Source organism: Pseudarthrobacter sp. Y6 (assembly GCF_050156205.1).
Lineage (GTDB): Bacteria > Actinomycetota > Actinomycetes > Actinomycetales > Micrococcaceae > Arthrobacter.
On record NZ_CP189574.1, the window covers coordinates 3,725,001 to 3,737,536 of the forward strand.

Sequence of the window (12,536 nt, forward strand, 5' to 3'; positions counted from 1 at the left end):
GGCATGTCGGCCTGCCGGGTTAGCCTGACTCAATGGGCGCGATGAATGAGCTGATCAACCGGCAGGGCGTGGAAACACTGGCCGGGATCCTGGCCGAGGCCGCTCCCGGATCGGACTGGCCGCACGTGGCTGCATCCGCCGCACATTTGGACGAGCTCAGTCTGCGCGGCCGGACGGATGCGGTAAGCAGTGCGCTGCTGGCGGATGTGCGGCAGCATCCGGATCCGGGATATCCGACGGCGGCACGCATCTTCCGGAGCGCCCTTTCCGGAGCCGGTTTCACGGGTTGGATCCTCTGGCCGGTTTCCGAGGCCGCAGTGACGTTGGCTCTTGAACCAGGTGGCGGCTTGAATCCCGGCCGCGACGTTGACGACTGCCTGGCCCTCCTGGCGGAACTGACCCCGAGGCTGACCGGCGAGTTCGCCATCCGCCGGCTGCTGGCCGCGGATTTGGAGCGTGCCCTGCAGATTATCCAGGGCTGGACCGGGCACCCGGATGAGCATGTTCGGCGGCTGGCCAGCGAGGGGACGCGGCCCTACCTCCCCTGGGCGGTGCGGGTTCCCGCCGTCGTGCTTCATCCGGAGGCGTCCCTCCCGGTCCTGGACGCCCTGTACCGGGATCCCTCGGAGTACGTGCGGCGCTCGGTGGCGAACCATCTCAACGATGTCGCGCGGCACGCGCCCGCGCTGGTGGTGGCGACGGCGGCTCGCTGGCTGGCCGCGCCGGACGCCAACACCGCATGGGTGGTCAGGCATGGCCTGCGGACCCTGATCAAAAAGGCCCACCCCGGTGCGCTCTCGCTGCAGGGGTTCACGCCAGCGTCGCTCGCCGTCACGGGGCCGCGGCTGGACCGGCACTCGGTGGCTATGCCCGGAGAACTGGCCTTCGACTTCGAGATCGCCAACACTGGGAACGGCGATGCCAAGTTCGCCATTGACTACGTGGTCCATTACGTCAAAGCCAACGGCACACAATCGGCCAAGGTCTTCAAGATCGCCGCGCTCACCCTCACCGCCGGTGAGACGCGGTCACTCTCGAAGCGTCATGCCTTCCGGCAGATGACCACCCGAGTGCACCACCCCGGGATCCATGCCCTTGAGCTGCAAATCAACGGGATCCGGCACGGGCACACAGAGTTCGAACTCCACCTCTGAGGTGGGAGGCACTGCGGGTACCTGTATCAACAGCCACTCCCACACATGCGGAATGTGCGGTTGGCTAGTGAAGGAACACCCGGGCTCCAGCCCCTGACGAATGGATTGGAAACAAAATGCGAGCAACCATCATGTATGGCGCCGGTGACGTGCGCGTGGAGAACGTACCCGACCCCGTCATCCAGAATCCGACCGACGCCATCGTGCGGATCGTCAATTCCTGTATCTGCGGCTCCGACCTGCACCCCTACCACGGCATGCCCTCGTCCAGGCAGGGCAGCCCCATGGGCCACGAGTTCATCGGCGTTGTCGAGGAAACGGGCAAGGACGTGTCCACCCTGAAGAAGGGCGACTTCGTCATCGCCCCTTTCGCCTGGTCCGATGGGACCTGCGACTTCTGCCGTGAAGGTCTGCAGACCTCCTGCCGCCACGGCGGGTTCTGGGCCGCCGGCGGAATTGGCGGCGCCCAGGCCGAGGCTGTCCGTGTCCCGTTCGCTGACGGGACCCTGGTCAAGGCCCCTGTGGGCGAGGACAGCGAGCTGCTGCCGTCGCTGCTGACCCTCTCCGACGTCTACGGCACCGGTTACCACGCCGCCATCAAGGCAGGCGTCAACGCCCGGACCACTGTCACGGTCATCGGTGACGGCGCAGTCGGGCTGATGGCGGTGCTGTCCGCCAAGCAGCTGGGTGCCGAGCAGATCATCCTGATGGGCCGGCACAAGGCCCGCACTGACCTGGGCGTCGAATACGGCGCCACCGACGTCGTCGCCGAGCGCGGTGAGGCCGGCATCGAGAAGGTGCGCGAGCTCAGCGGCGGCGACGGAACGCACACCGTTCTTGAGTGCGTGGGGCACCGGCCGGCGTACGACCAGGCCCTCGGCGTGATCCGCCCGGGCGGCGTCATCAGCCGCGTGGGCGTTCCGCAGTATGAGGACGCTCCGATTGGTTTCGGCTCCATGTTCGGCCCCAACATCACGCTCACCGGCGGCCCGGCCCCCGTCCGCGCCTACATCGAGACGCTGCTGCCGGGCGTCCTTGACGGCACCGTGAACCCGGGCAAGGTGTTCGACCGCACCATCAGCCTGAACGACGTGCCCGACGGCTACCGCGCCATGGATTCCCGCGAGGCCCTGAAGGTCCTCGTCCGTCCGTAGCTCCACTCTCGAAAAGGAAACAACCGTGGCAGGCCCGGACGCGCTTCGGCGGCATTGACGTGCTGGTCAACAACGCCGGCTACGGCTACCGTGCCGCTGTTGAAGAAGCGGACGACGCCGACATCCGGCAATTGTTCGACACTAACTTTTTCGGCGCCGTCAGTATGATCAAAGCAGTCCTCCCCGGCGGACCGTCATCCTCAGCACGGACATCCGAGGAGGACAACCATGAGCACGCAGAAGCAACCGAAAAGTCCCACCGTCAAGGGACCGATGAGCCCGAAACAGTCTGGGGTGCCAAGCTCACGGCCGACGAATACCCCTTGACGAAGTAGGAAGACGACGACCCGCACCCGCAGCAGGGCCGCGGCGCGGCGTTACTGCGGGTGCTTAGCAGTTGGTCCCGGTTCGGCAAAGGCCTCGTCGTGCGTGGCAGCCCAGGACGCCAAAAGCTGCAAGGCATCGGCCGTAGGGGAGCCCGCCGGTGCGGTGTAGACGTTCAGCACCACGCCCGGCTCGCTGGGCAGCTCCATGGACTGGTAGTTCAAGTCGAGGTCCCCCACCACCGGGTGATGCAAGCGCTTGAGCCCGCTGCGGTGGAAGACCACGTCCCGGGAAGCCCACCGTTCCCGGAACAGCTCGCTCTGGGTGGACAGTTCGCCGATGAGCCGGATCAGTTCGGGGTCGTGGGGATGGCGGCCTGCTTCAAGCCGGAGCATCGCTGCGGCATCGTTGGCGATCTGATCGTAGTCACGCCAGAACTCGCGGGCCGCCGGGTCAAGGTAGGTAAACCGGGTGGTGTTCACGGGCCGGTGCGCGCTTTTGAACACGGGCGAGTAAAGGGCACGCCCCATCCGGTTTGCAGCCAGGATGTCATGGCGGCCGTTGCGAACCCACGCCGGCGCGTCAGACATTGCATCGAGTACCTGCTGGGCTTCAGGCCGGACAGTGCCGGGAGGTTTGCTGCGGCTCCTGCGAACCGGCCCGGCAGCGCGGGCGAGGTCAAAAAGGTACTCCCGTTCGGCTTCGTCCAGCTTCAGCGTGCGCGCGAGCGCATCCAGAACGCTTTCCGATGCCCCGGCGAGGTTGCCGCGCTCCAGGCGCACGTAGTAGTCCACGGAAACACCGGCCAGCATTGCCACTTCCTCACGCCGCAGGCCGGCGACCCGCCGATTCCCGCCGTACGCAGGCAAGCCGGCCTGCTCCGGCGAAATCCGCGCCCGCCTCGAACTTAGAAACTCTTTTATGTCCGCGCGCACATCTCCCATACCCCTACGGTAGGCGTCGGCGGTCCCGGGCGGCAGGCACTGTCAGTACCCGCCTGCTCCGCGCCCAGGCAAGACCCGGCCGCTACCGCTGGGTGGTTCCGCTGGCGGTGGCGCCCAGCATGGCGAGCTCGGCCCGGCTGGGCAGGCCTTCCCAGTCGCCGGCAGTGCTGACGGCGAAGGCCCCCATAACGGCGCCGCGTTTCAGGCGGCCGGCAACGTCCTCGCCGTCGAGAAGGGCGGAGAGGTAGCCGGCGGTGAAGGCATCCCCGGCCCCCACGGTGTCGATGCTTGTCACCGTGACGGCGGGCGCTTCGAACCGTCCGGAGGCGGTGTGGACGCCGGCGCCGGCGGCACCCCGTTTGACCACGACTTCCCCGACCCCCTGCTCCAGCAACGAGGCAGCGAGCGCGGTTTCGGCGTCGTCGTTCCCCAGGGAGTCGGGGCTGTCACCGCGCAAGGCGGCCGACGACACAAGGTCCAGTTCGTCTTCGGACGCTATCAGGATGTCGGCGTGCCGCGCGATGGGGGCCAGCACTGCGCGGGCCTCATCCCGGGTCCAGAGCTTGCTGCGGTAATTGACGTCGAGGGAGACCACCACACCGTCAGCTGCGGCGCGCTCGGCGGCGTATTCAAACGCTTTCCGGGCTTCGGGGCTGAGGGCGGGGGTAATGCCGGTCAGGTGCAGGACGCGCGGGCCGGCAGCGAGGGCAGCGTCCACATCGTCCCGGCTGACGGTGGAACCGGCCGAACCGGCGCGGTAATAGAAGGCCCGGGTGACGTCGGCCGTCCGCTGCTCGAGGAACATCACGCCCGTGCTGCGGGACTGATCCACCCGGCACTGCGCCGCGATGCCCTCGGAGCGCAGCTGCCGCAGAATGTATTCACCGTGCGGGTCGGCGCCAACGGCACCGGCCCATGTGACGCTGTGGCCCAGCCGCGCAACCCCCACGGCGACGTTCGATTCCGCACCGGCCACGTGCATGGCAAGGCTGCCGCCGGCGGACAGCGGCCCGGCGGACCGCAGCGAAACCATGGATTCGCCGAACGTCAGAAGGTCGACGGCGGCGCTCACCGCACGCCCGCTGCGGCGGTCCGGCGGGCAAAGGAGTCCGCCAGGTCCACAAATGCGCGGGCACGCCCGCGCATCGGGGCGAGGTCTCCGCCGGAGCCGGCATCACCGAACAGCGGCTCGCCCAGCCCGACGGCGATCGCGCCGGCTTCCCAGTAGCCCGCCGCTTCGTCAAGGCCCACGCCGCCCACCGCGATGAACGGGATCCCTGGGAAGGGATCGCGCAGCGCCTTGAGGTAGCCGGGGCCGCCGATGGAGGCGGGGAACAGCTTGATGGCTGTGGCCCCGCGGTTCATCGCTTCGTACGCCTCGCTGGGCGTCAGTGCCCCGGCCAGGATGGGAATTCCCTGCCGCGCCGATTCGTAGATGGATGCCGCCAGTGACGGCGTGACCATAAACTGGCCACCCGCCTCGGCGACGTTGTCCACGTCCTGCACGGTCAAAACGGTTCCGCCGCCGACGTAGCAGCCCGCCGGCGACGCGGCGCGGACCTCGCGGATCGCTTCCAAGGCCCCCGGCGTGGTCAGGGCGATCTCGACGAAACGGAACCCTTCCGCCATCGCGGCGAGGGCAGCCTGCGCCGCGGCCTTGCCGTCCGTGCCGCGCACGATTCCCACAAGCCGCGACTCCTGGATTCCGGCCAGCAGGCCTTCGGGCGGCATGTCCGTGCTGTCAGTCATGTTGTTTACCATTCTGCAAATGCTCCGTCCGAGTGGCGCCAGACCGGCCCGCGCCAGGCGTGGCCGCGCTTGTCCGCGGCGCGGACCACGGCCTCGTCGATCTCAATGCCGAGGCCGGGGCCGGTCAGCCGTTCGATGTGGCCGTCCACGAACCTCAGCGGGGATTTGTCCACCACGTAGTCCAGGACTTCCGCGCCCTGGTTGTAGTGGATTCCGATGCTCTGTTCCTGGATCAGGAAGTTGGGCGTCGCGAAACCCACCTGCAGGCACGCTGCCAGGGCCAGCGGCCCCAGTGGGCAGTGCGGGGCCAGCTGGACGTCGTAGATTTCCGCCAACGAGGCGATCTTGCGGACCTCTGTGATGCCGCCGGCGTGCGAAAGGTCCGGCTGGGCCACGGCAATGCCGGCCTGCAGGGCGGGCAGGAATTCCTGCCGGCTGTAGAGCCGCTCACCGGTGGAAACCGGTGTGGTGGTTGAGGACGTGAATTCGCGCAGCAGGTGCGTGTTTTCCGGAACCACGGGTTCTTCGAGGAAGAACGGCCGGTACGGTTCCAGCAGCGGCGCCACCCGGCGGGCGTTGGCCAGGCTGAAGCGGCCATGGAAGTCCACCGCGACATCGCGATGGTCCCCCAGCACCTCGCGGGCCGCGGCAACACGGCGGACGACGCCGTCGAGCTCTGCCACCGAGGCGACCGGGCTCATCCGGCCGCTGGCATTCATCTTGACGGCGGTCAGGCCCACTTCCAGCTGCGCGCTGATCTGGTCCGCCACCTCGTTGGGTTCGTCCCCGCCCACCCAGCCGTACATCCGGATCCTGTCGCGGACGTGGCCGCCCAGGAGCTGGTGCACGGGGGTGTTGAAGTGCTTGCCGGCGATGTCCCAGAGGGCCTGGTCCAGCCCGGAGACGGCACTGGCCAGGATGGGTCCGCCGCGGTAGAAGGAGCCCTTGGTCATGACCTGCCAGTGGTCTTCGATCCGGAGGGCGTCGTTGCCGATCAGCAGCTCCGAGAGCTGCCCGACGGCGGTGCGGACCGTTTCGCTGCGCCCCTCGCAGGTTGCCTCGCCCCAGCCGACAATCCCGCTCTCGGTCTCAATCCGGACAAACAGCCACCGGGGCGCGACTAGGAAGGTTTCAATTCTGCTGATGAGTGTCATGCCGGACCTAGCCCTTGGTAGCTCCGGCGGTCATACCGGAGACGATGTACTTCTGCGTGAAGAGCGCAATGATCATGATGGGGATGGTCACCACGGTGGCGGCCGCCATCAGCCCGCCCCAGTCGATGCTGGCGTAGGAGACGAAGTCGAAGATGGCCACCGGCAGCGTCTTGGTCTTGGACCCGGAGAGCACCAGGGCGAACATGAAGTTGTTCCACGAGAAGATGAAGGACAGGATGCCTGCGGTGGCCATGCCGGCCACGGACAGCGGCAGGGTGATGCGCTGGAACGCGCCGATCGGCGTCAGCCCGTCCACCTGCGCCGATTCTTCCAGTTCCAGCGGGAGCGAATCGAAGTAGCTCATCATGATGTAGACGATCAGCGGCAGGGCAACGAACATGTGGCTGAGGATCAGCACCTCGAACCCGCCCACCATTTTCAGGTTGGAGAACACGTAGTACCAGGGCACCAGCAGGGAGACACCCGGGATGACGCGGGCCATCAGGACCACCAGGGCCGAGCGGTGCATGGTGAACCGGCTCATGGCGTACGCGGCCGGGACGCCCAGCACCAGCGACAGGGCCGTGGAGACAAAAGCCACCCAGAAGCTGTTGAAGATGAAGACGAAGTAGTTGTTGCGCTGCAGCACGTTCGCGTAGTTCTCGAACGTGGGGCTGAAGATGAACGATTTGGCGGTGTCGTAGATGTCCACGTTGGTCTTCAGCGACGCCAGCAGCATCCAGAACAGCGGCGCCACCAGGAACAGCACCACGGCGATCAGGGCCGCGACACGGAAGACCCTGTAGGCGCGGGTGCCGAGGGGCTTCTTCGGGCGGCGGACCGGCCGGGGCTGCCTGGCGGACGTTTGGGTTTCGATGTTTTCGTTCAGGACGGTCATTTGCTTACCGCTTTCTTGCGCATGGTCAGCAGCCACATGGAGCCGATGATGATCATGAAGAACAGGATCAGCACCGCGGAGGACAGCCCGTACTGGTTGTAGTCGAAGCTCAGCCCGTAGGCGTAGACGTTCAGGGTCTCCACCTCGTGGAAGGAACCGCCGCCCTTGCCCTTGGTGGCGTACAGGATGTCGAAGGTCTTCAGGGCGTCGATGCCCCGGAGCAGGATGGCCACGATCACCGTGGGCATCATCAGGGGCAGAGTGATGAAGAAGAACCGCTGGAACGCGTTGGCGCCGTCCATGCGGGCTGCTTCGTCGGGCTCCTCGGAGAGGGAGGTCAGGCCAGCGAGCAGGATCAGGACCACCATGGGGGTCCACTGCCACACGTCCATAAAGATGGTGGTGCCGAGCGCGGTGTCCTGGCCGGAGAGCCAGGGCTGGGCGGGGATGCCCACAGCGGCGAGCAGCTGGTTCGCGAACCCGATGTTGGGGTCGAAGATCAGCCGCCACATCATGCCGACGGCTACCGGGGTGGCAACAAGCGGCAGCAGGATGGCCACGCGGACCCACTTTTCGCCGCGAAAGGGGCGCCAGAGCAGCAGGGCGATGCCCATGCCCAGGGCCACTTCGCAGACCAGGGCAACACCGGTGAAGGTGAGTGTGCGGCCCACAGCGGGCCAGAAGCGTTCGACGTCGGACAGGACCGTCAGGTAGTTTTCCAGGCCGATGAATTCGGTGGCTGCGCGGACGGAGCCCTGCGAATCGGTGAGGCTCAGGTACAGCGTCCAGGCCAGCGGGAAGATGATCAGGACGCCGACGAAGGCCATCGCCGGGGCTGCGAAGAGCCATTTGCGGTGCCGGTTGGCCCAGTCAGAGAATTTTTCGCGGGCACCGGGAGCACGGCCTGCGTTCCGGGCTGCGCTGCGGGGAGGAGTCATTACAGACATGGTTCACCTAAGGAGTTGGGGGGTGAAGAACGGCCGGGGCGGGACGGCAGCGTCACTGCCGTCCCGCCGGGGCTGTTGCGTGCACCGGGCATCAATACCTGAGCCCCGAGTGCACCGGGTGCGTTACTTCTTTTCGCTGTCCAGGAACTTCTGGAAGGCCTCGTGGGCGGAGTCGGCAGCGGCGGAAGCGTCGGCGCCGGTGATGCTGGCAACGATCGGCTCGCCCACGATTTCGCGGGCCTTGCCTACGGTGACTACCTCGGGACGGTCGTGGCCCACACCGTTTTTGGCGCTGGCGGCAATGGCTTCGGCCAGGTCCTTCGGGTACGTAGAAGTTCCCGCGGAGTCAGCCCAGACGGAGGCGCGGGGTCCGGGGACGCCGGCCTTCTGTGCGGCCAGGGTGCGTTCCTTGCTGGTGGCCCACTGGATGAACTTCCAGGCGTTGTCCCGGTTGCCCGAAGCCTCGTTCACTGCCAGGCCCCAGGACGGGATGTTGTACGGCTTGGAACCGGCGGGACCGGCAGGCAGGGCGGCGAACCCGACAGTCTCGGCAACCTTGGACTTGGCCGGGTCAGTGGCGTTCTTGTAGAGCGAGTCCGCCTCGGTGTAGAAGGCGGCCTTGCCCTGCGTGAAGATGGCCATCGCCTCGGGCCAGCTCATGTCCGTGCTGACGTTGGCGGGGCCGTAGTTCTTGATCAGGCCGCCGTAGAACGCGTAGGCCTTTTTGGCAGCGTCCGAGTTGACGGTGGACTTGCCGCTGGAATCGGTGAAGTCGCCGCCGAAGCTGTACAGGAAGCTGGAGAACTGTGTGACGGCGGCGGACTTACCGGTGCGGGCCACAAAGCCGGCGGTGTCCGGGTTGGATTCCTTGATGGCCTTGGCAGCCGCTTCAAGCTCCTCCATGGTCTTGGGGACCTCAAGTCCGGCGGCCTTCAGCAGGTCCTTGCGGTAGTAAAGGACTTCGCGCTCGGTGATGATGGGGACGCCCACAACCTTGCCGTCAGCGGTGGTGGCCTTGACCGGGCCCTCCTGGTAGTCCTTCCAGTCCCAGCCGGAATCCGAGGTGACCTTGTTGGTCAGGTCCGCGAGGTAGCCGTTCTTCGCGAACGCCTTGCCTTCCTGGAGCGGGCGGTACATCATCACGTCGATCTCGTCGCTGCCTGCGTTGAGCTTGACGTTGTACTGGTCCGAGAGCTGGTCTTCGCCGAGCTGCGTCAGTTCCACCTTGAGCCCGGAGGACTTCTCAAATTCCGGGATGGCGGCCTTGATGCCTTCGGTCCAGACGTGGTTTGCGAGAGTTACCCGGACGATACCGGATTCCTTGGCGTCGCTGCTGCCGCTGCCGCCGCAGGCTGTCAGCCCCATGGAAAGTGCCGCGGCGACTGCCGCGTACTTCATTACTGAACGTCGCTTCATGACGACTCCCTTGCTTCGAGGCTGACGTCACTGTCCAGCCACCTACAAATGCATCTTTACATCTGCTCTGGAAGAGATCTTAGGTAAATAAGGCAGACTTAAACAACCCCTTTTGGCAACCAGTATGATTTATCTATGAAAACCCCAAAGGCGGAGGCCCCCACAGACCGGCATGCTGCGTTGGTCCGGAGCTTGGGACTCGCGATCGCCGAGGGGACCCTCGCACCGAATTCGGTGGTGCGGCTGGACGAGCTGGAGGCCCAGCACAAGGTATCCCGCTCGGTGGTCCGGGAAGCCGCCCGGGTTCTTTCGTCCAAGGGCATGCTGGCATCCCGCAGGCGGTTCGGCACCGTGGTGCAGCCCGAAGAGGCCTGGAACCTTTACGACCCCCAGGTGATCCGCTGGCGGCTGGCCTCGTCCCGGCGGTTGGAGCAGCTTCAGGCCCTCAACGAGCTCCGTGGCGCGATAGAACCTCAGGCCGCCCGGCTCGCGGCCGAGCGGGCCTCCTGGGATGCCGGCAGCGATCTGGTCTCCCTGGCAGCGCGGCTGTGGGCGGCCGGCCAGCGGGGCGACAACGACGAATTCCTCCGGCTGGACGTCGAGTTTCATGCCGCCGTCCTCAACGCATCAGGCAACGCCATGTTTGCCCAGTTCCAGTCACTTGTGACCGAGGTCCTCACCGGCCGGACGAAGCACGGCCTGATGCCACACCTGCCCCATCACGAAGCACTGCAGCTGCACGTCGACGTGGCCAGCGCCATCCAGCGCGGTGAAGCCGGCGCCGCGCATGCCGCCATGAGCAGAATCGTGGAACAGGTCGCCGAAGAGGTAGGCCATATCTGGTCCGAGCATCACCCAAACGAGGCGCCGGACGCGTCCCTGCGGCACCCAACGGAGGCCGACGGCGCCCCCCAACTGCCGCCGTCGGCCTCCCGTTCCCTCGGGGAAAGCTAGAACGAACCCGTGGTGAACTGCCACGTCCTGGTGGCCAGCTGATTGCCCGCGAGGTCGCGGATGGACGTCGCGCCGCCGGTGACCGTCACCGCGTATTTGGTCTTGGCCGACAGGGCGTTCTGGGGGTCCAGGATCCACTGGTTGGTGGTGCCGTTGCGGAAGACGGCGGCGGCAACCATTGCGCCGGTGGCGGCGTTTTTCACCGTGAACGCGGCCGTGCTGACGCCTTGGACAGCCTCACTGAAGGTCACCGAGATGTTGTTGCTCCGCCGCACCAGGAGGGCGTTGCTGCCGGGCGTGAAACCCGTGACCGTGGGCGCCGGGCCGGTGGTGAAGGTCCAGCTCGTGCTGGCCAGCGGCGTGCCCTCGGTGTCGCGAATGGCGGAGGCGCCACCCACCAGCGTCGCGGTGAAGGTGCCATCCACGGCCAGGTTGGAGGACGGATCGAGGGTGGCCGTCTTGGTTGTGGCGTTGTAGCTTACCGTTGCGGGGATGGCGGTTCCGGCGGCGTTCCGGAGCACAAATGTTCCGGTACCAACGCCCTGAACGGCGTTGCTGAACGTGGCCGTCACGTTGTTGGCCACTGGCACCGCCGTCGACTGTGATGCGGGTGACTTGGCCGTAACAGTGGGTGCCGGGGCCGGCGCGGGCGCGGGCGCCGCGGCAGTGGCGTACAGCAGCCGGTTCGGCGTGCCGGTCGCGGTGCCCGTGATGGCACCGGCGGTCGCGTTGGAGGTCAAAGCCGAAACCACCTGGGCCGGCGTAAGCGCCGGGTTCTGGGAAAGCAGCACCGCCGCGGCGCCTGCCGTGTGGGGCGTGGCCATTGACGTGCCGGACATGGAGGCGGTTGCGGTGGTTGAGGTGTACCACGCGGAGACAATGCCGACGCCGGGTGCATACAGATCCACGCAGGAACCGAAGTTGGAGAAGGAAGCCTGGCGGTCGGCGGAATCGCTGGCTGCCACCGTGACCGCTGCCGGGAGCCGCGCCGGGGAACTGCCGCAGGCATCTGCGGCAGAGTTGCCGGCGGCAACCACTGCGGTGACGCCGTCGTTGATGACACCCTGGAGCGCGGCATCCACGGCCGCGCTGGCCGCTCCACCCAGGCTCAGGTTGACCACGGCGGGGGCTCCGGCGGGGTGGTTGGCGGCGATCCAGTCCAGGCCTGCCACGACGTCGGAGTTGAAGCCGGAGCCGGTGCAGTCCAGGACCCTGACGGGTACAATCGTCGCCGCCTTGGCCACGCCGTAGGTGGTCCCGGCCACCGTTCCGGCCACGTGCGTGCCGTGCCCGTTGCAGTCGCTGGAGCCGCGGCCATCGGCTACGGCCGTCCAGCCTGCCGTCACCCGGCCGGCAAACTCGGAATGGGCGGCGAGCACGCCGGTGTCCACCACATACGCGCTCACTCCGGCGCCAGCGGCACTCCAGGTGTAGGAACCGGAGAGCGGCAGGGCCCGCTGGTCCACCCGGTCCAAGCCCCACGGCGCGGGCTGCTGCGTCGCGGAAACGGTGATGGGCGCATCCACTTCCACCGATGTGACGGCGGACGAGCGGGACAATGCCGCGGCTTGCGCCGGCGTCGCGGTAACCACGGCGCCGCGCAGGGCGTGCGTGAAGGAGCGGCCGACGCCGATACCTTGGGACTTGAGGCGCGCAGCCTCGGCCGGGACGTCAGTTTCCGCGGCGTAGCGGACCAGATAGCGGACGCTGGCGTCGTTGCCGGCCGGTGCAACGGCCGCGGCGGGCAGGCCCGGAGCTGTGAGGGCGACGGCAGCCAGCAGCGTTGCGGCAGCGGGCGGCACAAAACGGAAGGTGCGCATTTTGAGGTCCTAGCGTGGCTGT

The 12,536-nt window shown here is 67.0% G+C and carries 11 protein-coding genes and 1 pseudogene; 4 read left to right on the forward strand and 8 right to left on the reverse strand.

Translation table 11 applies throughout. The annotated features are described in order from the left end of the window. The first annotated feature begins 32 nt into the window (after positions 1 to 32). The 3 genes and pseudogenes from ACQCSW_RS17875 to ACQCSW_RS17885 form a co-directional block, all read left to right on the forward strand. Entirely contained in the window at positions 33 to 1,154 is a 1,122-nt protein-coding gene (locus ACQCSW_RS17875; RefSeq protein ID WP_426988014.1) for a DNA alkylation repair protein, read from the forward strand. 116 nt (positions 1,155 to 1,270) lie between these two features. Then, positions 1,271 to 2,308 (forward strand): alcohol dehydrogenase catalytic domain-containing protein, encoded by a 1,038-nt coding sequence (locus ACQCSW_RS17880; RefSeq protein ID WP_354251068.1) that lies wholly within the window; start codon positions 1,271 to 1,273, stop codon positions 2,306 to 2,308. Positions 2,309 to 2,337: 29 nt separating this feature from the next. Then, positions 2,338 to 2,496: pseudogene (locus ACQCSW_RS17885) on the forward strand (SDR family NAD(P)-dependent oxidoreductase); the annotation flags it as partial. 189 nt (positions 2,497 to 2,685) lie between these two features. Here the strand turns inward: ACQCSW_RS17885 and ACQCSW_RS17890 are convergent. The 7 genes from ACQCSW_RS17890 to ACQCSW_RS17920 form a co-directional block, all read right to left on the reverse strand. After that, positions 2,686 to 3,576, reverse strand: a complete 891-nt coding sequence (locus ACQCSW_RS17890; protein ID WP_426988017.1) for a helix-turn-helix transcriptional regulator — start codon at positions 3,574 to 3,576, stop codon at positions 2,686 to 2,688. An 82-nt stretch (positions 3,577 to 3,658) separates the two neighbouring features. Beyond that, on the reverse strand, positions 3,659 to 4,648 hold the full coding sequence (locus tag ACQCSW_RS17895; protein ID WP_426988019.1) for a sugar kinase: 990 nt from the start codon (positions 4,646 to 4,648) through the stop codon (positions 3,659 to 3,661). Continuing rightward, the gene (locus tag ACQCSW_RS17900) at positions 4,645 to 5,325 is read right to left on the reverse strand and encodes a bifunctional 4-hydroxy-2-oxoglutarate aldolase/2-dehydro-3-deoxy-phosphogluconate aldolase (RefSeq protein WP_426988021.1); all 681 of its coding nucleotides are present in this window, start codon (positions 5,323 to 5,325) and stop codon (positions 4,645 to 4,647) included. Before ACQCSW_RS17900 ends, ACQCSW_RS17895 begins: the two co-directional genes overlap by 4 nt. Positions 5,326 to 5,330: 5 nt before the next feature. Continuing rightward, positions 5,331 to 6,479 carry a galactonate dehydratase gene (gene dgoD, locus ACQCSW_RS17905; protein WP_426988023.1) on the reverse strand — a complete coding sequence of 383 codons (1,149 nt, stop codon included), beginning with the start codon at positions 6,477 to 6,479 and terminating at the stop codon, positions 5,331 to 5,333. Positions 6,480 to 6,486: 7 nt separating this feature from the next. After that, complete coding sequence (locus tag ACQCSW_RS17910) at positions 6,487 to 7,377, reverse strand: carbohydrate ABC transporter permease (RefSeq protein ID WP_426988025.1); 891 nt, start codon at positions 7,375 to 7,377, stop codon at positions 6,487 to 6,489. After that, positions 7,374 to 8,315: a carbohydrate ABC transporter permease gene (locus ACQCSW_RS17915; RefSeq protein ID WP_426988027.1), complete on the reverse strand. Its 942-nt coding sequence runs from the start codon at positions 8,313 to 8,315 to the stop codon at positions 7,374 to 7,376. The genes ACQCSW_RS17910 and ACQCSW_RS17915 overlap by 4 nt, the downstream gene beginning before the upstream one ends. A 132-nt stretch (positions 8,316 to 8,447) precedes the next feature. After that, entirely contained in the window at positions 8,448 to 9,740 is a 1,293-nt protein-coding gene (locus ACQCSW_RS17920; RefSeq protein WP_426988029.1) for an ABC transporter substrate-binding protein, read from the reverse strand. Between the two features lie 135 nt (positions 9,741 to 9,875). Between ACQCSW_RS17920 and ACQCSW_RS17925 the strand changes: the two genes are divergently transcribed. Then, entirely contained in the window at positions 9,876 to 10,694 is an 819-nt protein-coding gene (locus ACQCSW_RS17925; RefSeq protein ID WP_426988031.1) for a FadR/GntR family transcriptional regulator, read from the forward strand. Here the strand turns inward: ACQCSW_RS17925 and ACQCSW_RS17930 are convergent. Continuing rightward, positions 10,691 to 12,514: a S8 family serine peptidase gene (locus ACQCSW_RS17930; RefSeq protein ID WP_426988033.1), complete on the reverse strand. Its 1,824-nt coding sequence runs from the start codon at positions 12,512 to 12,514 to the stop codon at positions 10,691 to 10,693. The genes ACQCSW_RS17925 and ACQCSW_RS17930 overlap by 4 nt on opposite strands. Between the last annotated feature and the right edge of the window lie 22 nt (positions 12,515 to 12,536).

Coding starts and splice junctions, on each gene's coding strand:
- ACQCSW_RS17910 (WP_426988025.1), bottom strand. CDS start 7,377: ATGACCGTCCTGAACGAAAACATCGAAACCCAAACGTCCGCCAGGCAG.
- ACQCSW_RS17890 (WP_426988017.1), bottom strand. CDS start 3,576: ATGGGAGATGTGCGCGCGGACATAAAAGAGTTTCTAAGTTCGAGGCGG.
- ACQCSW_RS17915 (WP_426988027.1), bottom strand. CDS start 8,315: ATGACTCCTCCCCGCAGCGCAGCCCGGAACGCAGGCCGTGCTCCCGGT.
- ACQCSW_RS17930 (WP_426988033.1), bottom strand. CDS start 12,514: ATGCGCACCTTCCGTTTTGTGCCGCCCGCTGCCGCAACGCTGCTGGCT.
- ACQCSW_RS17920 (WP_426988029.1), bottom strand. CDS start 9,740: ATGAAGCGACGTTCAGTAATGAAGTACGCGGCAGTCGCCGCGGCACTT.
- dgoD (WP_426988023.1), bottom strand. CDS start 6,479: ATGACACTCATCAGCAGAATTGAAACCTTCCTAGTCGCGCCCCGGTGG.
- ACQCSW_RS17900 (WP_426988021.1), bottom strand. CDS start 5,325: ATGACTGACAGCACGGACATGCCGCCCGAAGGCCTGCTGGCCGGAATC.
- ACQCSW_RS17880 (WP_354251068.1), top strand. CDS start 1,271: ATGCGAGCAACCATCATGTATGGCGCCGGTGACGTGCGCGTGGAGAAC.
- ACQCSW_RS17875 (WP_426988014.1), top strand. CDS start 33: ATGGGCGCGATGAATGAGCTGATCAACCGGCAGGGCGTGGAAACACTG.
- ACQCSW_RS17925 (WP_426988031.1), top strand. CDS start 9,876: ATGAAAACCCCAAAGGCGGAGGCCCCCACAGACCGGCATGCTGCGTTG.